The organism is Okibacterium sp. AC114 (assembly GCF_979253355.1).
The window spans coordinates 3137250-3163060 of record NZ_CEEDBR010000001.1; the positions used below are offsets into that span (position 1 = coordinate 3137250).

At 69.5% G+C, this 25811-nt stretch carries 24 protein-coding genes; 10 read left to right on the plus strand and 14 right to left on the minus strand.

Annotated features, from left to right (window positions below):
• Positions 1-34: 34 nt before the first annotated feature.
• Complete coding sequence (locus ACZ6IE_RS14575; RefSeq protein WP_464608540.1) at positions 35-715, minus strand: SDR family NAD(P)-dependent oxidoreductase; 681 nt, start codon at positions 713-715, stop codon at positions 35-37.
• A gap of 101 nt (positions 716-816) precedes the next feature.
• Between ACZ6IE_RS14575 and ACZ6IE_RS14580 the strand changes: the two genes are divergently transcribed.
• Positions 817-1671 carry a helix-turn-helix transcriptional regulator gene (locus ACZ6IE_RS14580; protein ID WP_464608541.1) on the plus strand — a complete coding sequence of 285 codons (855 nt, stop codon included), beginning with the start codon at positions 817-819 and terminating at the stop codon, positions 1669-1671.
• Here ACZ6IE_RS14580 and ACZ6IE_RS14585 read toward each other — a convergent pair.
• Complete coding sequence (locus ACZ6IE_RS14585; protein WP_464608542.1) at positions 1651-2382, minus strand: AAA family ATPase; 732 nt, start codon at positions 2380-2382, stop codon at positions 1651-1653. The genes ACZ6IE_RS14580 and ACZ6IE_RS14585 overlap by 21 nt on opposite strands.
• A 90-nt stretch (positions 2383-2472) precedes the next feature.
• Between ACZ6IE_RS14585 and ACZ6IE_RS14590 the strand changes: the two genes are divergently transcribed.
• Positions 2473-3576, plus strand: coding sequence for an alkene reductase (locus ACZ6IE_RS14590; RefSeq protein WP_464608543.1), 1104 nt, complete (start codon positions 2473-2475; stop codon positions 3574-3576).
• 139 nt (positions 3577-3715) lie between these two features.
• On the opposite strand, the gene ACZ6IE_RS14595 is transcribed toward ACZ6IE_RS14590, so the two are convergent.
• Positions 3716-4261: a cysteine hydrolase family protein gene (locus tag ACZ6IE_RS14595; protein ID WP_464608544.1), complete on the minus strand. Its 546-nt coding sequence runs from the start codon at positions 4259-4261 to the stop codon at positions 3716-3718.
• Positions 4258-5832 carry a purine-cytosine permease family protein gene (locus ACZ6IE_RS14600; protein WP_464608545.1) on the minus strand — a complete coding sequence of 525 codons (1575 nt, stop codon included), beginning with the start codon at positions 5830-5832 and terminating at the stop codon, positions 4258-4260. The genes ACZ6IE_RS14595 and ACZ6IE_RS14600 overlap by 4 nt, the downstream gene beginning before the upstream one ends.
• A 175-nt stretch (positions 5833-6007) precedes the next feature.
• Here ACZ6IE_RS14600 and ACZ6IE_RS14605 point away from each other — a divergent pair, with 175 nt between their 5' ends.
• From ACZ6IE_RS14605 to ACZ6IE_RS14620, 4 genes are all read left to right on the plus strand, one after another.
• Positions 6008-6493, plus strand: coding sequence for a YxiG-like protein (locus ACZ6IE_RS14605; RefSeq protein WP_464608546.1), 486 nt, complete (start codon positions 6008-6010; stop codon positions 6491-6493).
• 9 nt (positions 6494-6502) lie between these two features.
• Complete coding sequence (locus tag ACZ6IE_RS14610) at positions 6503-7534, plus strand: S66 family peptidase (RefSeq protein ID WP_464608547.1); 1032 nt, start codon at positions 6503-6505, stop codon at positions 7532-7534.
• An 84-nt stretch (positions 7535-7618) separates the two neighbouring features.
• Positions 7619-8704, plus strand: a complete 1086-nt coding sequence (locus ACZ6IE_RS14615) for a Gfo/Idh/MocA family protein (protein ID WP_464608548.1) — start codon at positions 7619-7621, stop codon at positions 8702-8704.
• Positions 8705-8891: 187 nt separating this feature from the next.
• Positions 8892-9878 carry a hypothetical protein gene (locus ACZ6IE_RS14620; RefSeq protein WP_464608549.1) on the plus strand — a complete coding sequence of 329 codons (987 nt, stop codon included), beginning with the start codon at positions 8892-8894 and terminating at the stop codon, positions 9876-9878.
• Here ACZ6IE_RS14620 and ACZ6IE_RS14625 read toward each other — a convergent pair.
• Genes ACZ6IE_RS14625 through ACZ6IE_RS14645 form a run of 5 tightly spaced genes read right to left on the minus strand, consistent with a single transcriptional unit; the run spans position 9810 to position 15270 of the window.
• Positions 9810-10538 (minus strand): histidine phosphatase family protein, encoded by a 729-nt coding sequence (locus ACZ6IE_RS14625; protein ID WP_464608550.1) that lies wholly within the window; start codon positions 10536-10538, stop codon positions 9810-9812. The genes ACZ6IE_RS14620 and ACZ6IE_RS14625 overlap by 69 nt on opposite strands.
• On the minus strand, positions 10538-10801 hold the full coding sequence (locus tag ACZ6IE_RS14630) for an HPr family phosphocarrier protein (protein ID WP_079726361.1): 264 nt from the start codon (positions 10799-10801) through the stop codon (positions 10538-10540). The genes ACZ6IE_RS14625 and ACZ6IE_RS14630 overlap by 1 nt, the downstream gene beginning before the upstream one ends.
• Before the next feature lie 28 nt (positions 10802-10829).
• The gene (locus ACZ6IE_RS14635) at positions 10830-11660 is read right to left on the minus strand and encodes a PRD domain-containing protein (RefSeq protein WP_464608551.1); all 831 of its coding nucleotides are present in this window, start codon (positions 11658-11660) and stop codon (positions 10830-10832) included.
• Positions 11661-11702: 42 nt separating this feature from the next.
• Positions 11703-13154: a glycoside hydrolase family 1 protein gene (locus ACZ6IE_RS14640; protein WP_464608552.1), complete on the minus strand. Its 1452-nt coding sequence runs from the start codon at positions 13152-13154 to the stop codon at positions 11703-11705.
• Positions 13141-15270, minus strand: a complete 2130-nt coding sequence (locus ACZ6IE_RS14645; RefSeq protein ID WP_464608553.1) for a glucose PTS transporter subunit IIA — start codon at positions 15268-15270, stop codon at positions 13141-13143. Before ACZ6IE_RS14645 ends, ACZ6IE_RS14640 begins: the two co-directional genes overlap by 14 nt.
• A 226-nt stretch (positions 15271-15496) precedes the next feature.
• On the opposite strand from ACZ6IE_RS14645, the gene ACZ6IE_RS14650 reads away from it, so the two are divergent.
• The gene (locus ACZ6IE_RS14650) at positions 15497-15841 is read left to right on the plus strand and encodes a hypothetical protein (protein ID WP_464608554.1); all 345 of its coding nucleotides are present in this window, start codon (positions 15497-15499) and stop codon (positions 15839-15841) included.
• A 101-nt stretch (positions 15842-15942) separates the two neighbouring features.
• Here ACZ6IE_RS14650 and ACZ6IE_RS14655 read toward each other — a convergent pair whose 3' ends face one another.
• The 4 genes from ACZ6IE_RS14655 to ACZ6IE_RS14670 form a co-directional block, all read right to left on the minus strand.
• On the minus strand, positions 15943-17805 hold the full coding sequence (locus ACZ6IE_RS14655; protein ID WP_464608555.1) for a choice-of-anchor G family protein: 1863 nt from the start codon (positions 17803-17805) through the stop codon (positions 15943-15945).
• Positions 17802-18710 (minus strand): hypothetical protein, encoded by a 909-nt coding sequence (locus ACZ6IE_RS14660; protein ID WP_464608556.1) that lies wholly within the window; start codon positions 18708-18710, stop codon positions 17802-17804. Before ACZ6IE_RS14660 ends, ACZ6IE_RS14655 begins: the two co-directional genes overlap by 4 nt.
• Before the next feature lie 9 nt (positions 18711-18719).
• Positions 18720-19373 carry a signal peptidase I gene (locus ACZ6IE_RS14665; RefSeq protein ID WP_464608557.1) on the minus strand — a complete coding sequence of 218 codons (654 nt, stop codon included), beginning with the start codon at positions 19371-19373 and terminating at the stop codon, positions 18720-18722.
• A gap of 61 nt (positions 19374-19434) precedes the next feature.
• On the minus strand, positions 19435-20124 hold the full coding sequence (locus ACZ6IE_RS14670; RefSeq protein WP_464608558.1) for a SipW-dependent-type signal peptide-containing protein: 690 nt from the start codon (positions 20122-20124) through the stop codon (positions 19435-19437).
• 476 nt (positions 20125-20600) lie between these two features.
• Here ACZ6IE_RS14670 and ACZ6IE_RS14675 point away from each other — a divergent pair, with 476 nt between their 5' ends.
• Entirely contained in the window at positions 20601-23255 is a 2655-nt protein-coding gene (locus ACZ6IE_RS14675) for a helix-turn-helix transcriptional regulator (RefSeq protein ID WP_464608559.1), read from the plus strand.
• Between the two features lie 58 nt (positions 23256-23313).
• Here ACZ6IE_RS14675 and ACZ6IE_RS14680 read toward each other — a convergent pair whose 3' ends face one another.
• A complete protein-coding gene (locus tag ACZ6IE_RS14680) occupies positions 23314-24708 on the minus strand; it encodes an APC family permease (RefSeq protein ID WP_464608560.1) in 1395 nt (464 codons plus the stop codon).
• A 227-nt stretch (positions 24709-24935) separates the two neighbouring features.
• On the opposite strand from ACZ6IE_RS14680, the gene ACZ6IE_RS14685 reads away from it, so the two are divergent.
• A complete protein-coding gene (locus ACZ6IE_RS14685) occupies positions 24936-25124 on the plus strand; it encodes a DUF2795 domain-containing protein (protein ID WP_464608561.1) in 189 nt (62 codons plus the stop codon).
• On the plus strand, positions 25121-25811 hold a 691-nt coding region (locus tag ACZ6IE_RS14690), incomplete at its 3' end, for an SDR family oxidoreductase (protein WP_464608562.1). The genes ACZ6IE_RS14685 and ACZ6IE_RS14690, both read left to right, overlap by 4 nt.

Sequence of the window (25811 nt, forward strand, 5' to 3'; positions counted from 1 at the left end):
CTGGTGAACCGCCGCGCTGAGACCTTCTGATTGGCTAGTAGTCGATGCGGCCGTGGCGGCTGTGGAACTCGCCCGTCGGGCCGTCGGCGCCGATGAGGGCCAGGGCGACCGTCGCATCGGTTCCCTCGGTGACGGTCTGATGGCCGCCGTGGCCGTTGAAGTCCGTGGCGGTGTAACCGGGGTCGCTGACGTTGACGCGGAAGTCGGGAAGATTCTTCGCGTACTGCACCGTCAGCGCGATGACCGCGGCCTTCGAGGAGGCATAGGGCACGGCCTTCACCGGGTACTCGTCGGCCGTCTCGGTGGACAGGAATCGCGGCCAGCCCACGCCCGAGGCGACATTCACGATGACCGGATGCTCGGACGCACGCAGAAGCGGAAGCGCGGCCTGCGTCACCCGCACGATTCCGACGACGTTGGTCTCGAGCACGGTGCGCATGGCGTCGGCGTCGAGGTCGTCGACCCCGAACGATGTGCCCAGGATGCCCGCGTTGTTCACGAGCACGTCGAGGTTCGGCAGGGCGGCGATCGCGGCATCCACGCTGGCCTGGTCGGTGACGTCGAGTTGCACGATGTGGGCGCCGAGGGCCCGGGCGGCGTCACCGTTGGCGGGGTCGCGCATGCCGGCATAGACCGTGTGGCCCGCGTCGATCAGGCGGCGGGCGGTTTCGAGGCCGAGGCTCTTGTTGGCCCCGGTGATGAGTGTCGTTGTCATGTTCACAGCCTGCGCCCCGATCGGCCCGGCGCACAGGCCTTGGTCGACGGTAGGACTGCTGATACCACCGACCGGCCACGCGACCGGGGCATGATGGGGTCATGAGCGAGTTCGCGAGTGTGCTGAGGTCCTGGCGTGAACGGCTCAGCCCCGCGGATGTCGGGCTGCCGGCCGGTTCGGGGCGACGCGCGGCCGGTCTGCGACGCGAAGAGCTGGCGGCGCTCGCCGGGGTCAGCGTCGACTACATCGTGCGGCTCGAGCAGGGGCGGGCGCAGCATCCGTCACCCCAGCTCTTGGGCGCTCTAGCCCTGGCCCTGCGCCTGAGCGTCGATGAGCGCGACCACCTCTACCGTGTCGCGGGGGCCGCGCCGCCCTCGCGCGACCTCGTGCCCCGCCACGTCACGCCCGGGGTGCAACGCCTGGTCGACCGGCTGGGCGATGTGCCGCTCGCGGTCTTCAGCGCGGCGCACGACATCATCATGTGGAATCCGCTCTGGGCGGCCGTCAACGGCGACCCCTCGGCCGAGTCGGCCCTCGAACGCAACCTCGTGTGGCGGCACTTCACGCACGGGCACGACGGTGTCGAGTTCGACGACACCCATGAGGAAGAATTCGCCAGCGACCTCGTGGCCGACCTGCGTGCCGCGGTCGGTCGCTACCCGCGCGACCCCTCGCTCGCTGCGCTCGTGGCGCGCCTGCGGTCTACCTCGCCCGAGTTCGAGCGGCGCTGGGGTTCGGCGCGCATCGCGGAACACCGGTCGAGCCGCAAGGTCGTGAGCACACCCGTCGGCCCCATCGAGATCGACTGCGATGTGCTCGCGGTGCCGGGCGGCGACCTGCGCATCGTCGTCTACACGACCGTTCCCGGCAGCCGGGATGCAGAAACGCTCGAGCTGCTGCGCGTCACGGGTTTGCAGACCTTCGCCGGGCCGGCGTCAGTCGTCGAGGTGCCGTAGATAGCGCTCGGGTGCGTCGAGGAACGCCCGCCAGTTGCGCACCAGGTCGAGGTCGTCGTAGTCGCAGGCGCGGATGCCCCACTCGCCGATCTCGTACAGCTCGGCACCGGGGATGGCCGCCAGCACGGGTGAGTGCGTCGACAGGATGATCTGCGAGCCCCGGGCGACGAGATCGCGCAGCAGACCGATGAGCGCCAGGCATCCGGGGAGGGAGAGCGCCGATTCGGGCTCGTCGAGGATCCACAGGCCGCTGATGCGCGAACGCTCGACCACGATGTCGAGGAACGACTCGCCGTGGCTGCGCTCGTGGAACACCCCGGAATCGCCGATCGACTCGAGGTAGGTGAAGAAGCCGTGCATGGTCTCGGCGCGCAGGAAGAAGCCGCGCTTGGATGCGCCGCCGTTGCGCACGAGTTGCAGATGCTCGGCAAGCCCGGATTCGTCGACGCGCGACTGATATCTCGAACTCGTCGACCCGCCCTCGGGGTTCAGGCCGTAGACCGCGGCGATGGCCTCGACCATCGTGGACTTGCCGGCGCCGTTGTCGCCGACGAGCACCGTGATCGCGCCGAGCTCGAGGCCGTCGTCGAGCAGCTGCCGCACGGGCGCCAGGGTGGCCGGCCAGCGAGTGCGCGCCATCGGTTTGACCGACAGCTCGCGCACCTGCCGCACGGGCAGGCGACCGAACGCGTCCGAATCATCCTGGGCCATGTGAATACTCTGACAGACCCCACCGACATGGAATAGGGATGCCGCGCGAGCGTTTCAGCGTTGGTACCGATCTCTCGAAAGGCTTCATCAATGGACCTGTTCTCGCCCGCCACCTTCGGCGACCTCCACCTTGCCAACCGCATCACCATGGCCCCGCTGACCCGCATGCGCTCGAGCGCAGACGGCGTTCCCGGCGACATCGTCGTCGAGCACTACACGCAGCGCGCCGGCCTCGGCATGATCGTCACCGAGGGTGTCTTCCCCGTGCAGGAGTCGAAGGCCTACTCGGGCCAGCCCGGCATCGAGACCGACGAGCAGGTCGCCGGCTGGAAGGTCGTCACCGATTCGGTGCACGCCGCCGGCGGAACCATCGTGCTGCAGCTCATGCACGGCGGGCGCGTCACCCACACCGACATCACGGGCACCGACCGCATCGTCGCCCCCAGCGCCGTCGCCATCGAGGGCGAGCTCTACACGCCAACGGGCAAGCAGGCCTTCCCCGTGCCGCACGCGCTCACGCTCGACGAGCTCGAGACCACCAAGCAGGCTCTCGTCGCCGGCGCCCGCAACGCCATCCGCGCCGGTTTCGACGGCGTCGAGGTGCACAGCGCCAACGGCTACCTGCTGCACGAATTCCTGTCTCCCGTCGCCAACGTGCGCGAGGACCAGTACGGCGGATCGCCCGAGAACCGCGCCCGCTACGGCGTCGAGGTCACCACGGCCATCGCCGAGGCCATCGGTGCCGGTCGCACGGGCATCCGCATCTCGCCGGCCCACAACATCCAGGATGTCTGGGAGAAGGACGACGCCGACGTGCGCGCCACCTATGAGGCCCTCGTCGACGGCATCGCGCCCCTCGGCCTGGCCTACGTGAGCGTGCTGCACGCCGAACCCACTGGCTCGCTCGTGCAAGACCTGCGCCACCGCTTCGGCGGCAACTGGATCGCCAACACCGGATTCGGCGTCGTGACGACGCGTGACGAGGCCCTCGAGCTCGTCGGCGGCGACCACGCCGATGCCGTGGCCGTGGGTCGCCTCGCGATCGCCAACCCCGACCTGGCCGAGCGCTGGGCCCAGGATGCCGAGCTCAACGAGCCCGACCCGTCGACGTTCTACTCGCCCGGCCCGCACGGTTACACCGACTACCCGACGCTGGCCGAGGCCACCGAGTCGCGTGAAGGCGCGAACGCGTAACCTCTGCATCTGTCGAAACGACGCCCGCCCCGGCACCGCCGAGGTGGGCGTCGTGGTCTTCCGGCGCGTAGTCGAGGCGAATCGGTTCGATGTGCCCGAGGCGGGCCGAAACCGGCGCGGGGGCTGATCGCCTGCGGTCTCAGCGCATGTCGGCGAGAACGTCGTCGACCGTCGTCAGCTCGATGAGCGGCGCGTACAGCGCCATGGCGTCGAGCGCGCGCTGGTGGTCGGCGGCACTGGCGCCCGCGCACGCGTCGGCGGCCACGCGCACGTGCACCCCGGCATCCGCGGCGGCGAGGGCCGTCGAAAGCACGCAGCAGTCGGTCGACACGCCCGTGAGCACGAGGCTGTCGGGGTTGCCGAGCGCGACCCGGGTGTCGGCATCCCATTTGCCGAACGTGGTGCGCGTGATGACCGTGGCGTCGTCGATCGGGAACTCGGGCATCAGCTCGTAGAGGGCGGCGTTGGCGGGATCGTGGGCGAACGGCCAGTCCTCGTAGTAGGGCACCCACGCGCCCTGCGGGTCGGCCGGGGCGACAAACCGGGTGAGGGCGACGCGTTGCCCGAAGGCGGCACGCAGGCGGCGCGAACCCTCCGACGCGGCCGCGAACTCGGGCGTGAACCATCCGCTCGTCTGTTCACCGAAGATGCGTTGCATGTCGATGATCATGAGCGTGCTGGTCATCGCTCGAGCCCCGTCGGCGTCGTGGCCTCGGCGGCCGCACCCGAGATCTTCTCGTTGTCGGTCGGCAGCGACTCCTGGCGGCGCACCGAGGCGCGGCCGAAGACGAGTGTGCCCAGATATCCGATCACGAGGGCGAACAGCACGCCCAGGTTGGCGTAGGCCCACTCGCCGTCCTTGCCGCCGACGAGACCCAGCAGGTAGCCCTCCCACTCGAAACCGGGCGACGAGCTGACGACGAAGCCCCAGCCGACGACCGCGCCGACGACGATGAGCAGGATGGCGCGCACGTTCCAGTTGCCGTAGCGCCCCTTCGGGTCGAACAGCTCGGCCAATGCGTAGTCCTTCTTGCGCAGCTGCAGGTCGGCGATGAAGATGCCGCACCACGCCGCGACGGGAACGCCGAGCGTGATCAGGAACCCCTGGAACGGGCCGAGGAAGTCGGCGGCGAAGAACACCACGTAGATGGCACCGGCGATCATCAGCAGGCCGTCGATCGAGGCGGCAACATAACGCGGGGCCTTGAGGCCCGTGCTCAGGAGCGCCAGGCCCGACGAATAGATGTCGAGCACGGCGCCGCCGACGAGGCCCAGGATGGCGACGATGGCGAACGGCACGAGGAACCAGATCGGCAGGATGGTGGTCAGCGCGCCGATCGGGTCGGAGGCGATGGCGGCGTTGAGCTCAGGGTCGCTGCCCGCGAGCAGCAGGCCGAAGAAGAGCAGCAGCAGGGGTGCGAGCGAGGCGCCGAACGTTGTCCAGAACACCACGCCGCGACTGGAGGCCGACTTCGGCAGGTAGCGCGAATAGTCGGCGGCGGCGTTCACCCAGCCCAGGCCGAAACCGGTCATCATGAACACGAGCGCACCGATGAATGCGGGGGCCGAACCCGCCGAGATGGCCGAGACGGCCGCGAAGTCGATGGTCGGCGCGACGAGCACGATGTAGACCACCGTCAGCACGCCCGTGACGATCGTGATGTACATCTGCAGCTTCATGATGAACTCGAAACCGAGGATGCCTCCGCCCACGATGAGCGCGGCGACCACCACTAGCGCGACGACCTTCGTGACGACGCCGCCCTCCCAGCCGAGCGCCTCGAACACCGTGGCGGTGGCGAGGACGGCCAGCGACGCGAGCACGGTCTCCCAACCAACTGTGAGCACCCACGAGATCGCGGAGGGAACGCGGTTGCCGTTGACGCCGAAGGGCGCGCGGCTGAGCGTCATGGTCGGCGCGTTGCCACGTTTGCCCGCCAGCGCGATGATGCCGCAGAAGAGGAACGACACGACGATGCCGATGAGGCCCACGATGGTGGCCTGCCAGAACGAGATGCCGAAGCCGAGCAGGAACGAGCCGTAGCTCACGCCCAGCACCGACACGTTGGCGGCGAACCACGGCCAGAAGAGGTCGCGCGGGCGCCCCTTGTGCTCGCTCTCGTGCACGACGTTGATGCCATTGAGCTCGACCCCGAGCGTGCGGCTGGCGGCATCGGCGGCCGACGTTGAAGCTGACGGTGAGCCCGCCGGCCGCGAAGACGAGGCGGATGAGGAGGGCGTGCTGTTCGCGGACATGGCGGTCCCTTCGTCGGCGGCGGCCCGGGCATCGGCCGCGCTCAGTGTGTCAAAGGTAACGGACGCCGCGCGCTCGCTCATTCCCGGCACGAGCAATCGGTCCGGCACCCGCCGAGGTCCGGCTCGGCGGCGACACGCCGTCGCAGCTCTTATCCGGCGGTTTACCCTGGGGCTCATGGATATCGGGGAGATGCAGGCGGCATTCGACGACGTGTTCGACGAGGCGATCGTCTTCCACGGCTTCACGACGTACATGAGGGATTACGAGGTCGTGGTCGAGACCGGTGCCGCGCCGGGCACCGGCATTCCCACGGCTTTCCTTCGGTTCCTCTTCGTGAACTGCGTGCGCGCCGAGGTCGCGACGGCCCTGAGCCCGGCCGGCTGGGCGGGTTCGCTCGACGAGCGCCTCATCGATGTGTCGACCGGGATCGACCTCGACGGGTATGTCTGGGGCGTGAAGTGGCAGGCGCTCTACCCCGGTTTCGCGTTCGTACCCGATTCCGAGCTCGCGCGCTCCTGGTCGACCGAGGTAGGGATCCCGTTTCACGAGGTCCGAGCGCAGGCGAACGGGCACACGCTGACGCTCGTATTCTCCGATCTGCGCGTCGAGCCGGCACCCGCGGGCTACGCACCCTTCGTCGTGCCCGCGCCCGGTCGTTAGGCTGTGGCGATGGTCGGAATCCGCTATCCACGCCCCCTCGTCGCCGACGATCTCGTCGGCGTAGCGACACCGTCTTCGGGGGTGCCCGGGTCGCTGCACGACCGGCTCGACGCGGCGCTCGAAGCGGTTGCCGCGCACGGTTTCCGCACACGTGTCGGCGAGCTGGCCCGCGTGAACGGCGTGACGTCGGGCCCGCCCGAGGCCCGGGCCGCCGAGCTCACCGCGATGATGACCGACCCGTCCGTCCGCGCCGTCATCCCGCCGTGGGGTGGCGACCTCGCCGTCGACCTGCTCGACCGCCTCGACGTCGACGCATTGGCCGTCGACCCGACCTGGTTGATCGGCTACTCCGACCTCTCCACGCTCATGACGCCGCTCACCCTCGCCACAGGCGTCGCCACGCTGCATGGAGCAAACCTCATGGACACGCCCTACGAGCTGCCCGTCGAATTCTCCAGCTGGATGGATGTCGTCACCGCGCCGGCCGGGGCCACCCTCGTGCAATCGGCCGCCCCTCGCCGCCGCATCCGGCCCTGGGGTCCCTGGGCCACCGAACCCCGCACGCGCGACGACGCCTACGAGGAGCCCACGCGCTGGCGCCGCCTCGACGGCGACGACCCCGTCACGGTCGCGGGACGACTCATCGGCGGATGCCTGGAAACCGTCGCGCTCCTGCCTGGAACCCCCTACGGCGACCTCGACGGATTCGCCCGCCGCCACGCCCCCGAGGGCCTGCTCGTCTACCTCGAGGCGGCCGAAGCCGACACCCTCGAAACCGCGCGCCTGCTGCACCGCCTGCGCCTCGCCGGCTGGTTCGACCACGCCAATGCCGTGCTCATCGGCCGCACCCCGGCGCCCGAAAGCCCGGGCTACCCGCGGTTGCAGGCGCTGACCGACACGCTCGGCGGCCTCGGCATCCCGGTCTTGTACGACGCCGACTTCGGCCACGAACCGCCGCAGCTGCCGCTCGTCAACGGCGCGCTCGCCGAGGTCGAGTGGCATGCCGCATCCGCCCGCATCACGCAACGCCTCGTCCCCTGAGCGGGCCTCCTCGCTGAGAGAACCTCGCGGGCAGCCCGGTGCCCGAACCTCGCGCCAGCCGGCGACCGACTTTAGGCTGGACGCATGAGCGACAACGGCGACCGCATCCGATTCGGCATCGTGGGCAGCGGATGGCGCAGCGAGTTCTTCCTGCGCATCGCCCGCGCCCTGCCCGACCGCTTCGAGGTCACGGGCCTCGTCACGCGCAACCCCGACACGGCCCGCGCCATCGAAGCCGAGTGGAACGTGCGAGCTTTTCCCGACATCGACGCGCTCCTGGATGCCTCGACCCCCGAGTTCGTGGTCGTCTCCGTGCCGCGCGACGCCGCGCCCGCGATCATCGCGCAACTCGCCGAACGCCGCATTCCCGTGCTCACCGAGACGCCGCCGGCCTCCGACGTCGCGGCGCTCGAACGGTTGCACGAGCTCGTGCTCGGGGGCGCAATCATCCAGGTCGCCGAGCAGTATCACCTGTCCCCGCTGCTGCGGGCGCAACTCGGGGTGGCGGCATCCGGTCGCCTGGGCACGGTGAGTTCGGCCCTGGTCGCGCAGTGCCACGACTATCACGGCGTGAGTGTGCTGCGGCGGGCGCTCGGCATCGGTTTCGAGGATGCCGTGATCACCGCGTCGCTCTTCGCGTCGCCGCTCGTGCAGGGGCCCGACCGCGACGGCGACCCGCGCGAGGAGTCGCACGTGACCGCCCGTCAGCTCTCGGCCCGCCTCGACTTCGGCGACCGCCTCGGTGTCTATGACTTCGCCGACGAGCAGTACTTCTCGTGGATCCGCGCGAACCGCATCCTCATCCGTGGCGACCGCGGCGAGATCAACAACCTCGACCTCGCCTACCTCGACGATTTCCGCACGCCCGTGTTCACCGAGTTCCGCCGCGTGGCGACGGGCGAAGGCGGCAACCTCGAGGGCATGTTCCTGCGCGGCATCCTCGTGGGCTCGTCGTGGGAGTACGTCAACGAGTTCGCACCCGCCCGCCTCAACGACGACGAGATCGCCATCGCCAGCTGCCTCGTGCGCATGCGCGACCACATCGCGGGCGGCCCCGCGCTCTACAGCCTCGCCGAGGCCAGCCAGGACCACTACCTGGGGATGCTCATGCACCGCGCCGCCGAGACGGGCGAGGCGATCCGCTCCGAGCGCCAGGCCTGGGCCGACTGACCCAGTTACTCATAACCGTCAGCCCAGAGATTATGAGTAACTGAGTTACTCATAAAAAGCGCCGCCGAGTTTATGAGTAACTCGGATACTCACGGGACGGAAACGCAGTTGCTGGCCGGGTCGCCTCAGGCGTCACGGCCGCTAGGCTGACGGCGTGCATGACCGGGGGAGTTCTGACGATATGAGTGTGACCGCTGCGGGTACCGCTACCGCCACCACAACGGCGAAGACCTGGAACGTGTGGCTCTACGTGCTCATGGGCGTCGGGGCCGCCGTGGTGGGGCTTCTGCCCTGGATCATCACGGGCATGCGGCTGCCGCTGCAGAACCTGTGGGCCGACGAGGGGGCCGGGCTCGCCGAGCCGATGCCGTTCGTGTTGCTGCCCTTCAGCCAGTACTTCGTGACGCTGCTCATCGGGGTGATCGCGGTGGGTTCGGCGCTCGGCGGTCTCGTCGCGCGCCTGACGAAGCAGCACCGGCCGCGATTTGGAACGGCAGCGGTGGCCGTCGGGGTTTTGCTCGTGCAGCTGATCGCCGTCATCCAGACCGCCTCCGTCGTCGAGGACGGTCTGCGCGAAACCAGCGCCACCGAGCTCTATTTCTACGGCCTGACGGGCGGTGCCGTGGCATCCATCGTGATCGGGATGCTCGTGCTCGGCCTCATCGCCGCCGCCCCCGCCGCGGGCGTCCTGGTCGGCACGAGCCTCGCCGCCGTCGCGCTCGGCCCCTGGCTGAGCGGCCTCATTCTGCCGCACACGCTTCAGCCGGTCCCGCCCGAGTTCCTCGCGTTCCTGCAGTCGGCCTCAGTGTGGATCCCCGCCATCGTCGTCGGGCTCACGATTGCCTGGTGCGGGCTCGGGTCGGCGGGCCGCATCGTGGCCGCCCTCTTCAGCCTCCTCGTGCTGTGGATCGGCCCGGTCACCTTCACGGCGGTCACGTCGTCCATCGGCTCCCGCGGCCTCGCCCGTTACCCCGCAGAGATGCTCGAATACGGCCTACAAGTCTTCCAGGCCGCGCTTCTCGAGCCCGGCGTCTCGCTGCGCTACGTCGCCCTCGCGATCGTCGTCGCCGCGCTCGGCCTCGCCGCCCGAGCGTTGCGAACCCGGTCAGGCGGGGGTCGCGTTCGACCCGTCGACGTCGGCGAGCGTGACGGTGTAGCTGAGCGCAGCAGCTGAGGCCGCGTCATCCGGGGCGTCGGCGTCGGGCCAGGTGACCGTGGCCGTGACGATGCCGCAGTTGGGATAACCCGACGGCGGCGCCACATTGGTGGGCACGAGATGCCGCAGGAGGCTGCCCAGCATGGTGCCGTGCGTGACCACGATGACGTCGCCCGAACCCGAGCGAGCCTCGGCCAGGATGGTCTCGAAAGCCGTCTCGACGCGCGCGCGAACCTGAGCGGATGTCTCGGCCCGGCCGAGCGGGTCGTGCGCGTGGATCGAGTCGATCACGTGGTCGAAGCTGTCGGTCGTGAGCGCGGGCCAGCTGCCCGAACCGGGTTTGTAGGTGAAACCGTGGTCGGCGTAGACGGGCGTCCACATGTCCGGGTTGGGCTGCCCTTCCCATCCGCCGTAGTGCCACTCGCGCAGCGCCGTCATGGGCACGGGATCGAGGTCGGGGTGGCCGACCAGCGCGCCCGCCATGGTGGTGCGCGTGCGCGTGAGATCGCTCATGAACGCCGCCGTGAGCGGCACCCCACGCATCCACTCGCCCAGCGCGGCGACCTGGCGTTCACCGCGTTCGGTGAGCGGCGAATCGCACCACCCCTGCAGCTGGCGGTTGACGTTGAACAGCGTCTCGGCGTGCCGGACGAAATGGATGCGCGCGACGGAGGGCACTAGGCGTCGAGGTCCGACTCGAGCAGGGCCTGCAGTTCGTCGGCGACACGCTCGGCGTCGTCGCCCGTCACGTCGAGGGTGACCTCGTCGCCGTGGCCGATCGACAGCGCGATGACCGAGAGCAGGCTCTTCGGGTCGATGGTCTTGCCTTTGGCCGTGAGGGTGACCTCGTGGCCGGTCTTGGCGACGGCCTTGGCGAGCACGGCGGCGGGGCGGGCGTGCAGGCCGACGGACGAGGCGACGGTGGTGGTGCGTTGTGCCATGGGTGGTGCCTTTCTTCTGTGATCAAATCTATTCGGATGACGCCCGTGCGATGTGCAGGGCGAGGAACGCGACCTCTTCGTTGGGGAGGCCGGCGTCATATTCGTGGCGCACGAAGGTGCGGACCCGCTCGGCCGAGGCGACGGCCGCTGGGTAGCGCTCGCTCAGGCTGCGGAACAGGAAGTCGTCCTCGCTCGTGAGCAGCTTGCCGGCGAAGAACCGCTCGGCGAAGTACTGCAGATGCGCGACGAACCGCGAGGAGTGCAGGTCGTCGCGGTTCACGCGCACGCCGCTCGTGTGCGACACGATCTGGGTGACCTGCGCGATGAGCTGCACGACGCGTTGCGAGTCGATGCCCACTTTGCCGACCTCGGCGTTGACGAGGTGGAAGGCCACGTTGGCGGCCTCCTCGGCGGGCAGCTCGACATCCAGGCGCTCGCGCAGCCGGTCGACCGCGCGCACCCCGACGGCGTGTTCGGTGGGGTAGACGGTGCGCATCTCCCACGCGAGGCGGTTGGCCACGAACAGACCCCGACGCTGCCGGTCGACGGCGAAGTGCAGGTGGTCGGTGAGCGTCAGGTAGATGTGCGGGTCGAGCTCGAGACCGGAGGCCTCGGCATCCGCCACGATGGCGCGCGTCAGTTCGACGTATTCGGCGGGAATCTGGGCGAGCAGTTCGACGAGGTTGCGGTGGTCGGAGTCGTCGAGCGCCACGAACACCTGGTCCGCGGCGGTCGACGGCAGGGCGGTTCCGGCCTTTTGACCGAAACCGATGCCCTTGCCGAGCAGCACCCGCTCGACGCCGCGCTCGTCTTCGACGAGCACGACGGACGAGTTGAGCACCTTCTTGATGATCTGCATGCGTGACTCCATCGACACCCACCGCACCGGGCGGCGGGGCGACTACTCCAGGTCGGTGCCGTTCGAGGCGATGACCTTCTGGTACCAGAAGAACGAATCCTTGCGCAGCCGGTCGCCGGAACCGTTGCCGAGGTCGTCCTGATCGACGTAGATGAAACCGTATCGCTTCGAGATCTGAGAACTCGATGCGCTGATCAGGTCGATGGGAGCCCAGCTCACGTAGCCCATGAGGTCGACACCCTCATCGACGGCCTGGATCATCTGCTCGAAGTGCCGGCGGAAGTAGTCGATGCGGTAAGGGTCGTGCACCCTGCCGTCATCCGTCAGCTCGTCGCGCATGCCCAGACCGTTCTCGACGATGAACAGCGGTTTGTTGTAACGGTCGTAGAGGTCGATGAGCGAGATGCGCAGGCCGACGGGGTCGATCTGCCAGCCCCATTCGCTCGACTCGAGGAACGGGTTCTTCACGCCCAGGACCGTGTTGCCGGGGGTGCGCTCGGCGTCGGGGTTCACCGATTCGGTCATGGTCATGTAGTAGCTGAACGAGATGAAGTCGACGGGATGCTCGCGCAACAGCTCGACGTCGCCCTCGACGAACGGGATCTCGACGCCCATGCGGCCCAGCGCGTTGAGCGCGAGCGAGGGGTAGGCGCCCGCGGCCTGCACGTCGGTGCACAGGTAGAGCAGGCGCTCCTTGGCCTGGGTGGCGGCCACGTCGTCGGGGTGGCAGGTGTTGGGGTAGGTCGTCAACATGGTGAGCATGCATCCGATCTGCGCCTCGGGCCACAGCTCCTTGAGCATGCGGGTGGCCGACGCGGATGCCACGAACTGGTGGTGCAGGGCCGTGTACGACGCCTGCAGCACGCTGCCCTCGACGGTCTCCTCGATGATGCCGCCCGACGTGAACGGGTGGCGGATCATGCCGTCGATCTCGTTGAACGTGAGCCACATCTTCACGAGGTGACCGAAGCGCTCGAAGCATGTGCGCGAGAACCGCTCGAAGAGTTCGATCGTGCGGCGCTCGACCCAGCCGTTGTGCTTCAGCGCCAGGGCGATGGGCGGGTCGTAGTGCGACAGGGTGACGAGGGGCTCGATGCCCACGCGCTGCATCTCTTCGAACAGTGCGAGGTAGTAGGCGACGCCCTCCTCGTTGGGTTCGAGTTCCTCGCCCGTCGGGTAGAGGCGGGTCCACGCGATCGAGACGCGCAGGGTGGTGAAGCCCATCTCGGCGAACAGCGCCAGGTCTTCGGGGTAGCGGTGGTAGAAGTCGATGCCGCGGCGCTTGGGGTAGTAGACCGTGTCGTCGTCCTCGAGGGCGGCCGTGATGCTCGCGACCGTGTTGACGTGGTGGAGCGCGTACTCCTTGGGGTCGGCCTTGGGCTTGTAGGTGGCGACATCGGAGACGGCCGGCCCGCGGCCCCCCTCGCGCCACGCGCCCTCGACCTGGTTGGCGGCGAGTGCGCCACCCCAACGGAAACCTTTAGGCAGCGCCATGGGCGTTCTCCTTCTCTTTCGCTGTGACCGAGACGAGCGGTTCGCCCGCCTGAACGGCCCCGGTCTGGTCGACCGTGACGGTGTAGTCGTCGCTGTTGACGACGACGACCGGTGTGATGGTGTCGTAGCCGGCCGCGCGGATGGCGTCGAGGTCGGCCGTGACGAGCAGCTGGCCCGCGTCGACGCGGTCGCCGATCGAGACGTGTGCGGTGAACGGGGCTCCCTCGAGCTGCACGGTGTCGAGGCCGACGTGCACGAGCACCTCGACGCCGTTGTCGCCACGGATGCCCACGGCGTGCTTCGAGTCCATGAGCGCCGTGACGGTGCCGCCGAGCGGGGCGCGGACGGCGCCGTCGGTGGGTCGCACGGCCGCGCCCTGGCCGAGGATGCCGGCCGAGAAGACCGCGTCGTCGACGCTGTCGAGCGGCACGACCTCGCCCGTGAGGGGGCTGAGCAGGGCCGTCATGGTGGTGCCGGCCGCGGCGGCCGAGGCGTCGGCCGCGGGGGCCTCAGCGTCGGCGTCGGCGTCGGCGTTGGCCGACGAGGCCGTGTTCGAAACGGCGGCGTCCGAGGCGGCGTGGCGCGGTGCTGCTGTGCCGGCGACGACGGATGCGGCGGGGACGGCTGCGGTCGAGGTGCCCGTGGCTGCGGCATCCCGCCCGCCGTTGGCGTTCTCGAGGGCGCGCACGGTGCCCGAGTCGGAGTCGCGCCACAGGATGGCCGACACCGTGAACGAGACCGCGATGGCGATGACGAGGCCGATGAGCGCGTTGAGGAAGTTCCACGGGTTGGCGCCGTCGATGAACATCGAGATGCTGGCCGCACCGGGGCTGACCACGGCGAAGGCGGACACCTGCGTGAGGCCGAGGTAGGCACCGGCGGTCATGCTACCCGCGACCACCGAGATGAGGGCGCGTCGGTTCTGCAGCGTGACACCGTAGAGGGCGGGCTCGGTGATGCCGAAGAGGGCCGAGACACCGGCCGAGATAGCGGTGGCGCGCAGCGTGCGGTTCTTGGTGCGCAGGGCGACCGCGAAGCTCGAGCCGGCCTCACTCATGTTGTGGGCGAGCGACGCGACGAGGTAGAACGAGTCCTTGCCGGATGCCGCGACCGTGGCGAGCGTCGGCGGGATGAACGCCTTGTGCATGCCGACCGAGATGATGAGCGGCAGCACGCCGGCGAGCAGCATCACGGCCACCCATCCGAGCGTGTTGTAGAGGCCCAACATGGCGCCCGTGAGCAGCGTGCCGAGGCCATAGCCGAGCGGGCCGAGCACGAAGATCATGAGCGGCGCGACGATGATGAAGCCCATGAGCGGCACGAAGAACGTGCGGATCGGCGCCCACGTGATCTTGGTGAACAGGCGCTCGACACCCCACAGCACGACGACCGAGATGATGGCGGGGAACACCTGCGCGTTGTAGTTGACGTTGGGCACCGTGAGGCCGAAGAGCGAGACGCCGCCCTCCTGCGCCACGAGCGCCGTGAACGCGGGGAACAGCAGCAGGCCGACGAGGCCGAGGGCAACGGGCCGGTTCACGTCGAGCTTCTTGGCGGTCGTGTAGGCGACGAGCAGCGGCAGGAAGCCGAAGACGGCGTCGGGGATGGCGCTCAGCAGCTTGAAGTTGTCGGTGGCCGGGTCGAGCCAGCCGAGGGCCGACGCGAGCACGAGCAGGGACTTGAAGATTCCTGCGCCGGCGATGGCGGGAATGATGGGCGTGAAGACGCTGACCACGAAGTCCATGAAGACCGAACCCGTGCGCTTCCACGAGAACGGCTTGCGGCCGCCAGGGCCACCGGATGCCGCGCTGCCCGTCGTGGCCGAGCCACCCGCGCCCGAGCCATCCGCCGCAGCGCCGGCAGCGGGGCCGCCCGACGTGCGCAACTTCTCGACCGCCGTGTACATCTCGGCGACTTTGCTGCCGACGATGACCTGCGTCTGCGGGCCCTTGACCACGCCGATGACGCCGGGAACGGCCTTCAGTGCGGCCTCGTCGGCCAGGGTGTCGTCGACCAACGCGAAGCGCAGTCGGGTGGAGCAGTGCTGCAGTTTCGAGATGTTGGCGGCACCGCCGACATTGTCGAAAATCGCTTGCGCGCTCTCTGTGGTCGTCATGGATCCTCCTTGAACCGGGGTTGTCAGGACTGTTCTGGGCACAAAAAAAGGACCCGACCTCGCGCAACGTGCACGAATTGTCGGATCCTGCCTGCATGACCAGTCACATGTCCGCGAGAAAACTAACACGCGGCTGCGAGAGGGCCAAATCGGCCGTCGCTAGCGGAGGCCACTCGCACGTCTCTACCCCCTTGTGAGGTACACGGCCCTCTCCGACAATTTTCGTATGCGACGTATTCACTATTCGGGCGGTCAGCTGCTCACGGGGGATCTTCTCTGCAAGGCCGTCCTCCGCTATGCCCGCGCCCTCGCCAATGCCGGCAAATCCGATGTCATCACCATTCCCGTGCTCACCGAGGAGGGGACGCGCGGCCAGGCGCACCTGCTCGTGGGGCCCGCCAGTCAGATCTTCTCGACGCCCGTCTCGGACAGCATCGACGACCCGGTGGATGCCGAGGCGATCGCGTCATTCGAGCGCGAGACCCGCAAACTCGACCCCAGCCGTCCGGCGTGGCCGCTCGAGATGGACGACATCCCGGATCTGCGCGATTACGGCATCGAGTACGCCTAGCCCCGTTCGTCTCGCACGAAAAGGCGGGCCGGATGCGGGGCTGTTCGCCCAGCATCCGGCCCGCCGATCTTCTCTCAATCGCGTGCCCCGCGCCCGACGCGCTAGGGGAGTGCGACAGTGGGCCCGGCGGTGGCCGTAGCGAGAGAGAAGTAGACGAACCCGTTGGTGGGGGCGGCCGCGTCGACGAGGCCGATGCGCAGTGCCGAGACCGCGTATTCGGGGCTCTCGAGCGGCACCGCACCCGGGTCGAAGGTGCTGCCAGGCAACGGGTTCGGTTGATCGGGCTGCACGTTGACGCCCAGGGACAGCACGCTCGGCAGGGCGTTGAACACACCGCCGACGGCCGTCAGGATCGGGTTCACCGCGGTGGCGAGCGTCGATCCGAGCGTCGAGACGAGGCCGAAGAGGTTCGTGCTCAGCGTGGCGGCGATCGGGGCCAGGAGGCCCGTGGTCAGGCCCGACGTGAGGGTGCTCAGGATGGTCGTGATGGTCGGGAGGCCGAGCCCGCCGAGGATGATGTTGACCACCGTCACGGCGCCCACGACATCCGTGTTGACCACGACGGGTGCGGTGCCGGCGCGGATGGAGGCGATGCTCGCGTTCACGTCTACGTCGAGCGTGGCCACCTGCAGGCCGCTGTTCGGGCCGGTGCCGAGGATGCGCACGGCGCCCGCGAGGTCGATGGTGACCGTGGCGTTGTCGAGGGCCGTGGTGAGGGCCTGCGTGACTTGAGTGGTCCAGGCATCCAGCAGGTCTCCGACCCGGTCGACGAGCGGGTTGAGCACGGCGTTGTTGATGAGCAGCTCGGTGTTGGGGGCGAGCTCGTTCAGCCCGTCGGCGCCGTCGCCCAGCAGCGTGGCGAGGTCGACCGACACGGTGCCGGCGCTCAGATCGATGGTGACGGTTCCGTCGGTGAGCGGCGTGGTCAGCAGGTTCTGCACGGCGCCCGTGAGGTTGAGGTTGCTGATGGTCACGTTGCCGCCGAGGTTGACGCCCAGCAGCCCCGGGAGGTTGGCGGCGACCTGTGCCCGCACGAGGTTGGCGATGCCGCCATTCACACCGGACAGTGCCGTGACGGCCGTGTTCAGATCGGTGACGGTGTCGTTGACCTCGGTGACGAGGCCCGAGACGAGGGGGCTGTCGACGACGAGGTCGAGCCCGGCGATGCCGTAGTCGCGCGTGACGCCCGTGACGCTGCCGTCGCCCCATTCGTCGCTCTCGCGGGTGGCACACCAGTCGAGGGCCGATGACGCCGCGACCGCGCCGACCTCGAGGGAGACATCACCGACGCCCGTGAGGGGGCCGAGAACGTTCGAGAGCTGCAGTGTGGCGGGTTCGGGCAGCTCGGAGTCGGGCGTGCTCGAGGTGACGCCGACCCCGCCCGAGTTGGTCACGAGGCCCGCCGCACCCGCCGAGGTGCCGAGCGTGGATGACTGGCTGTACTGGTTGACGGCGCCCGTCGAACCGGCGGGGAGGCCGACGCTGAGGCCCGTGAGGTCGAGCACCACGAGGTCGTCGAGCGCGCTCACGGCGAGCGGGTTGGCGTAGGTGCTGACCTCGGGGTTGGTGCCGCCCAGATCGACGGCGTTCGGCGGGTCGACGACGGCGGGCTGGCCGGGTTCGCGCACGGTGCGGATGTCTCTCAGCTCGGCGATGTCGTCGAGGTCGATGCCGAGCAGCTGGCCGCTCAGGAACGTGCCGGACGACGTGGTGCGGTAGTTCGTGTCGGTGCCGCAGTCGAACGCCGAGGTGCCGACGGCGGGGGCGTGCACCCACTCGCTGTCACCCCACGACGCGACGGTCTGGCCGACGGTGGCGGGCACGGTGGCCACCACGAGGGCGGCGGCGGCCACCCCGGCGAGCGAGCCGAGCAGGCGGTTGTTGGCGGTGACGCTGCGTAGCCGGCCCCGCAGGGAGCGGGGTGCCGGGGCGAGCCCGTGCCGGGACGGTGTCGTGCGGGTCATCGCAGGTCTCCTCGGTCGTCGGTGATGAGGGGGGCGCCGGTGGGGGCAGCGGCGGCGTTGCGTCGGCCGGCCGTGCGGGCCGACGAGACCACGAGGCCGAGGCCGATGGCTCCAGCGCCCAGAGCTACGAGGGCGACGATGTCGACGCCCGTTGCCGCGAGGGGCGAGCGGCCGTTGGCGCCGGGTTGGCCGCCCTGGCCGGGCTGGGCAGGTTGCCCGGGTTGGGCGGGGGCGCCGGGCGTGGCGCTCGGGCCGGGCGTCGGGGGCGTGCTCGGCGTGGGTGTCGGCGTGGGCGTGGCCCCGATGCTGTCACCCGTCGCCGTGAGGGCGAACGCGATGTCCCCCGTGAGATTCATGAGGCTCTCGTCGGCCGCGGCCTCGGGCGAGTCTTCGACGGCGAGCGTCACGAGCAGGTATGTGCCCGAGGCGGCGGTGAGGCCATCCAGGTCGAAGACGGGGCTCGTGGACGAGTAGTCGTCGAGCGGTGTGGCTTCAGTGACGAGCACCGGGTTGGCGGCGCACGTGGGAGCATCCGGAAAACCTGTCCATTCGGCGTCGCAGCGCTCGACCGTGACTTCGAGGCCGCGCGGGTGGTCGACGAGTTCGCCGTCCTTGCGCATCTCGAGCGTGAGCCGGGCGGTCTCGGCATCACGCAGATCGGCGGCGATCTGCCAGCGGGCGGGCGAGCCGGGCGAAAGTTCGAGGAACTGCGCGGGGTGGGGATCCGACCGCAGGGAGAGATAACCGGGGATGCCCGTCTCGGGCACGTCGTTCAGCACGGCGAACGCGCGAACCGAGAACAGGCTGGCCCCGGCGACGAGCACGAGGGTGGCGACGCTGGCGAGCACGAGCCGCAGCGGGCTCCACGCTCGGTGCAGCTTCGTCGATGCGCCGATGGTGTGCACGAATCCTCCTCAGGATGTACGGACGGGCCAGAAGGCCCAGATGACGAGCAGCATGACCCCGAGGGTGAGGGCGCCGAAGAAGATCGGTGTCTGCATGATGGTGAGCGCGTGACCGATGAACGGAGCCCCGACGATGACGCGGTCGGCGGCGGTGACGATGTAGGTGTCGCGGTCGTTGGTGTCGTTGTCGTCGCCGCGCAGCGTGAGCTCGCGGGCCTCCGGTCCGGCACCCGACAGCGGGTCGACGGGGGAGATGTCGACGATGCGGTGGGTCACGGGCAGCGGCTGGCCCTCGCGGGGGACCGTGACGACGTCCCCGACCCGCAACTCGGCGGCGGGCACGGCATCCTTCACGATGGCGGCCGCGCCCGTCGGCAGCGTCGGCGACATCGAACCCGTCATGAAGATCACGATCGAGAGGCCGAAGACGAGCGAGGCGATGAGCCACAGGATCGACAGGATGCCGCCGATCCCGGCGATGAGGAGCAGGACTTCTTTGATGAGGCGGGTGGCGCGCGAGCCGTTGGCGCGGGGGCGCCGGGGTGCGCGGCCCGAGAGCGACCGACGGGTCGGGAGGGGGGCGGATGCGGGGGCGATGGGGGTCTCGCCGCCCACATCCGACCCGTCACGGTCGTGCGTGGCAGTCGTACCGACCGTGTTCATGGTGTCCGTCCCGCCCGTCTCGTCGTGCTCGTGTGTGATGTGCCTCAGCGGATGATGCGGGTTACTCGGATTCCGCGGCGAACTCCCACGCGGGCGCCACGGTGCGACCCTGCAGGTCGTCGAGAGTGGTGCCGGTCGGCAGGGTGGGTGCATCGGGCAGCGTCAGCTCGAAGCAGTAGTACTGGGTGTTGCCCGAGTCGGCTGTCAGGGCCTGAGCGGCGTTTCCTTCGGCGGCGGCGAGCGTGCCGTCGGCGATGGTGCTGGTGGCAGTGAAGGCGCCGGCGTCGCAGGTGACGGCGGTCGCGTTCACGGCGACGCGCAGCTCGAGGGCTCCGAAGAGGACGTCGTCGGCGTCGGTCACGGTGATGCCGTCGGCGGCGACGGCCGACTGCAGGTCGATGGTGCCGCCGATGGAACCGTCGACCGTGCGCAGGGCGACGGGCGCGTAGACGGAGTCGCCGGGGCTGAGGCTCAGGGCGTCGAGGCCGAACGTGAGCGGCGAGCCCGGGTTCTCCTCGTCCTGCACGAAGCCCGCGGCGGCGAACGGTGCCGTGACGTTCTGTTCGACCTCGAAGGCGCTGGTGCCGACGCCGGGCCCGTCGCCCGCGGCGTTGCCGCCGAACACCCATTCGGTGTCGGTCCAGGCGGCCAGGGTGGCGGCGGTCGCGAGCCCGATGACGAGGCCGCCGGCCGCGATGGCCATGACCTTTCCTCGACGGGAGCTGCGCGGTGCGGAAACGTGTTGAGCCATGGTTTTCCCCTTGCTGATGCACGGTGACGTGCCCGTCGTCGAGCTGCGTCACATCACGTGTGCCACCCCGGACGGGGTAGCTGAGGAAAGCTTCTGGTTTCGGAGCGCGGCCGACCATACTGTCCCCGCGTTCTCCGTGTTTACCCCCGTGTCGGGGCCGCTCGCCCCCGCAGTTCTGGCGGCCGCCGGGCCCGTGTTCTCCGAATTCGCCACGCACTACTGGGACAACTCAGTGGTCGAACTCAGTACTTGGACGAGATAATCGGGATAAATTCTCGGCATACTGGGGTGAAAGAAACAGGCTCAGGGGCAGCAGCGTCGCCGCACCGGAGCAATACCCGAGTGCGAGTCTTTGGGGGACGAGTGCGATGAATGACGCAGAGCGAGGGACGGCTCCGATATCCGTCAGACGGTGGCCGGGGAGCCATCGCATGGTGGGCCGGGGGAAAAACCCGAGGAGGCTCTCGGAGTGTCTGATGGCGGGCCGCAGCGTCGTGATCGTCGGCGAATTCGGCTTCGGCAAGAGTTACCTGGCGTCGGCCGTGGCCGAACTGCTGCGCACCGAGGGCATCGAACCCGTCACCCTGCTCGGCCTGCAGCGCGACGGCACGACGGCGCTCGACGGATCGCCCCGGGCCGGAGGGCTGGACGATGCGCTGGGCGTCATCACCGAACGCATAGAGGCGGGGCCGCCCGCATCCGTTGCGCCCGTGGTCGTCCACGTCGACGACGCCCAGACATTGCACCCGCGCATCATGCGCCGCCTCACCGAACTGGCCGAGGCCGGGACGGTGGCGCTCCTGCTGACCTCCACCCCGGTGGCACTCGGGAGTGCGTCCGGAAGTGCACCCGAAGGCGATCACCGCTACGACCGCGACACCGTGCGGGCCATCAACGAGCTGTGGATCGAGCGCGGTGCCGAACGCGTCGACGTGGCGCCCCTCACCGCCCGCGAGGCCGACGAGTTGTTGGCACAGGTGATGCCCGACGCCGTATTCGACACCGTGTCGCGTGCGCTGATCTTCGCCAACAGCGGCGGTTCGCCCCAGCTGATCAAAGAGCTCGCGGCGGCCGTGCACGCGCTCGACCCGAGCGAATCGCCCATCGCCGCGTTCTCGAACCTGCCGGCCCAGTCGCCCCGCATCCTCGACCTGCTGGAGCACCAGCTGCGCGTGCTCACCGAGCGGCAGCTGACGGCGCTCGCTGCGTTGCACGTGACCGGGGCGATCCCGCTCGGCGTGCTCGGAGCCGCGGTGTCCCGTGGCGATCTGCGCGTGCTGTCACAGCACGGTTTCATCGCCTCCGACTATGCCTCCACGCAGCTCGTCGTGCCAGGAGCCCTGTTCGCCGGTGCGGCCTTCGAGATCGCCGACCCCGACCGCGTGCACCAGGTCACGGGCGCTTTCGGTGAGTCCATCCTGCGCGACCTCGATCACCTGCCGAGCCCTGCCCAGGCCATCGCCATCGCCGGGCAGTGGGGGTATGACGAAGAGCCCGCTGCCCTCGCGGAGTGGGGCGAGGAGCGTGTGGCCGAAGTGTTGTTGGCCGCCGCGTCGGGCTCGAACCGCCAGGGCGAGTATGTGCGCGCCGAACGGTTCGCCCTGCGCAGTCGGCGCCTGCACACGTCGGTCCTGGCGGATGTCGAGCGCTCCCGCTCTCTCGCCCAGCGGGGTCGTCAGCGCTCAGCCCTGACCGTGCTGGCCGAGGCCGATGTGCGCGGCGCAACCCAGCCCGAGCTCGCCCGTCTCGTCATCTGGTGGTCCGAGCTGGCCGTGTCTCTGCCCGACCCGAAAACCGAACTCGGCCGCCTCTTCGACATCGTCACCTCGTGGGTGGATGACGGCCTCGCGGGCCCGTGTCTCGCGACGGGCGTCGCCGTGGTGCGCGCCAACGTGACGGGCGACCAGGAGGCGGCCATCCGACTCGGCGATCCCCTGCTGCGCGACCCCTCGGCCGATCTCGCCACCCGCATCGTCGCCGGATGCCTGACGGCCCTGTTGCTCTGCCACACCGGCCGCTGCGAGCGGGCGCTCGACGCCATCGACGTGCTCGACACTCTGATCGACGACATCTCGCCCGCGACCGTCGCCTTCGGGTCGGTGGATTACCGCGCGAAGGTGCGGGGCACCGAGGCCGTCATCCGGTGCACAGCCGGTTTCGACGTGGGCCTCGCCAGCGACAGCACGGTCGAGCTGCTGTCGCGCCCCGACGCCCTCGACGATCGCTATCTGCTCGCGGCCATCAGCATGGTCGCGGCGCTCGTGGCGCTGCACGAGGGGGACGACGCCCGCGCCACGGTCGAGCTGCGCAGCGCCCAGCAGCGCCTCGACCCCTTCGACATCGCGGGATGGCGACCCTGGATGCTCGTGCAGCTCGCCCTCGTGTCCGCACGCCGGGGTGACGCCTCCGCGACACGGCGCAAGTTGGCCGCCTCGATCGGGCGCACCACGCTCGAGGGTCAGCACGCCTGGTTCAACGCCATCCTCGCATTCGTTCCGGGCGAAGGGGCCGACACCCGCACCGAACGGGATCGCGCCATCACGCTCATGCTCGATCAGGATGACCCGATGGGGAGCGCCGTCGGCGCGTGGGGCATCTTCGAACTCTTCCGGTTGGGGGCGCAGAGCGAGCGTGTGGTCGACCGCCTCGAGCGTGTCGCATCGCTCACCGACGCGCCGCTTCTGCACGCCAAGGCGGCCTACGCGCGTGCCCTTGTCCAGGGCGATCCGGGCCGGCTGGATGCAGCGGCGTGTCGATTTGCGCGCATGAACGCGTTCGGGCTCGCCGCCGATGCCTCGCGTCACGCTGCGGTCATCCATGCCTCTCTGGGGGGCCATGCGGCCGCCCAGCAAAGCCGTGCGCACGCCGAACGACAGGAGTGGCGGCGCGCCAGCGACCAAGGTGCCCTGCCGGTGCCCATCGTCGAACCCGAGACCGCGGCCGCTCTCACCCGCCGCGAACTCGAGGTCGCGACCCTCGCGGCCACGGGACGCAGCGACCGCGAGATCGCGCAGACGCTGTTCCTGTCGGTGCGCACCGTCGAGTCGCACCTCTACCAGGCGCGCCTGAAGCTCGGGGTGGCGTCACGACGCGGGTTGGCCGCGGCCCTCGGCGTCGAACCCTCGGCTTAGGCGCCCGCGACTGAGGCGCCCGCGACCGAAGCGCCCGCGGCGCGGGCGGCTCGTCGGCTCAGACGTCGCGTCGCGCCGAGGCATCCTGTCGGTTGCGGGTGAAACGAGCCGCGAAGTAGAGCACGGCACCCACGGCCAGCAGGATGGCGCCGAACAGCCACACCTGCGGGCTCTGCTGCGTGAGCAACAGGATGCACGAGGCGACGCCCAGCACGGGCACGAAGGTCCACACGCGGAAGTGGTCGTGCTCGACCGGATCGCGGCGCAGCACGAGCACGGCCACGTTGGTGCTGATGAACACGAAGAGCAGCAGCAGCACGACGGTCTCGGCGAGCGTGGAGACATCGCCGACGAGGGTCAGCAGCATGGCGACGAGGGTGGTCGACAGGATGGCGGTCCACGGCGTCTTGCGCTTCGACAGCACCTTGCCCAGAACGCTCGGCAGGAGGCCCTGCTCGGCCATGCCGTAGGTCACGCGACTGGCCATGATCATGGTGAGGAGCGCGCCGTTGGCGACGGCGACGAGGGCGATGAGGCTGAAGATCCAGTTGGGGATGCCCACGCCGGTCGCGGCCACGACGTCGAGCAACGGGCTGGAGGAGCCCTCGAGGTCGGCCGGCGGCAGAGCGATGGCGCTCGCGAGGCCGACGAGGATGTAGACGACACCGGCCGTGGCCAGCGAGCCGAAGAGAGCTCGGGGGTAGACCTTGCTCGGGTTCTTGACCTCCTCGGCCACGTTGGCCGAGGTCTCGAAGCCCACGAACGAGTAGTACGCCACGATGGCGGCGCTGAGCGTGGCGAGGGCCGGCACGGAACCCTCGGGGAACTCGCCGATGCGGCTGACGTCGCCGTCGCCGCGCCCCAGCATGACGGCCACGACGACGATCACGATGACGAGGCCGCTGAGCTCGATGATCGTCATCACGAGGTTGCTCTTCATCGACTCCGAGATGCCGCGCGCGTTGAGGGCGCCGATGAGCAGCAGGAAGACCATGGCCGTCGGGATGGGCGGCAGGTCGATGAAGACCGACAGGTAGTCGCCCGCGAAAGCGAGCGCGAGACCGGCGGCCGAGACCACGCCGGCGGCCAGCATGCTGAAGCCGACGAGGAACGAGATGAGGGGCTGCTTATAGGCACGCTCGGCGAAGATGGCGGCTCCGCCGGCCTTGGGGTACTTCGTGACGAGTTCGGCGTAGGAGCCCGCCGTCAGGAGTGCGAGGAGGAGCGCGACGGCGAGCGGGGCCCAGAGCGCGCCGCCGACATCCGCCGACAGGCTGCCCATGAGGGCGTAGATGCCCGCGCCGAGCACGTCGCCCAGGATGAAGAGGAAGAGGAGCGGGCCCGTGATGCCCTGCTTCAGCTTGGAGCCGGAGTTCGAGCCGGAGCCCGAATCGGTGTCGGAGGCCGAGACGGAGGAACCCGGGCCGGCGGCGGGGCGTGTCTTGTCGCTCATGATTGTCGTCTTTCGTGTGGGGCGTGGCCTCGAGGCCGGTTAGACGGTACTGCGCACGCCGCGACCCGCGAAAGGGGGCGAGAAATCCCCGTGGATGGGCTAGCGGATTCGGCCCATCATGCGCCGAGGCGATTAAAGCCGCCACCGCCGGTTCGTCAAGGGTCTTTCGCTGTCACCCGTTCGGGGGTTTTCTGGTGGCATCAATTTGTCGATCCGAGGAGGAAACGATGACGGTCAATCCGATCGAACTGCAGAAGCACCTGGGCGGCGTCGACTACCCCGCCAACCGTGACGACCTGGTGGCGGCGGCCGAGAAGAACGGGGCCGGCGACGAGGTGCTCGACGCGCTGAAGGGTCTGCCCGAGCAGGACTTCGACGCCCCGACCGCCGTCACCCAGGCGGTGAGCGGCGAATGAGTGACGGCCAAGAGAGCGGCGCGGATGCCGGAGTCCGGGTCGAGCGCTCGCCCGAGTTCCGACCGCGCGTCGCCATCGTGACGGGCGCCGACTCGGGCATCGGCAAGGCCACGGCCGTCGTTCTCGCCGAAGCGGGTCTCGACGTGGGCATCACGTGGCACGCCGACGAAGAGGGCGCGCAGGGCACGGCCGAGGAGGTGCGGGCGCTCGGTCGCACGGCGGCGGTGCGACACCTCGACACGACCGATCTGGAGTCCGCCGGCTCGGTCATCGATGCGCTCGCCGACGAGCTGGGCGGCGTCGACGTGTTCGTCAACAATGCGGGGACGGGCGACAACGCGCCGTTCCTCGAGATGTCGCTCGCCGATTGGCGGCACACCGTGGCCACCGACCTCGACGGCGCGTTCGTGTGCCTGCAGCGGGCAGCCGCGCGCATGGTGCAGTCCGGCCACGGCGGCCGGATCATCGCCGTGACGAGCGTGCACGAACACCAACCGCGCGTCGGGTCGAGCGCCTACGACGCCGCCAAGCACGGTCTCGGCGGACTCATGAAGACCATCGCGCTCGAGCTCGGCCGCTACGGCATCACGGCCAACTCGGTCGCCCCCGGCGAGATCGCGACACCCATGACGGGTCAGACCGACGAAGATCCCCGGCAGACCGAGCGCCCCGGCATCCCACTCGGCC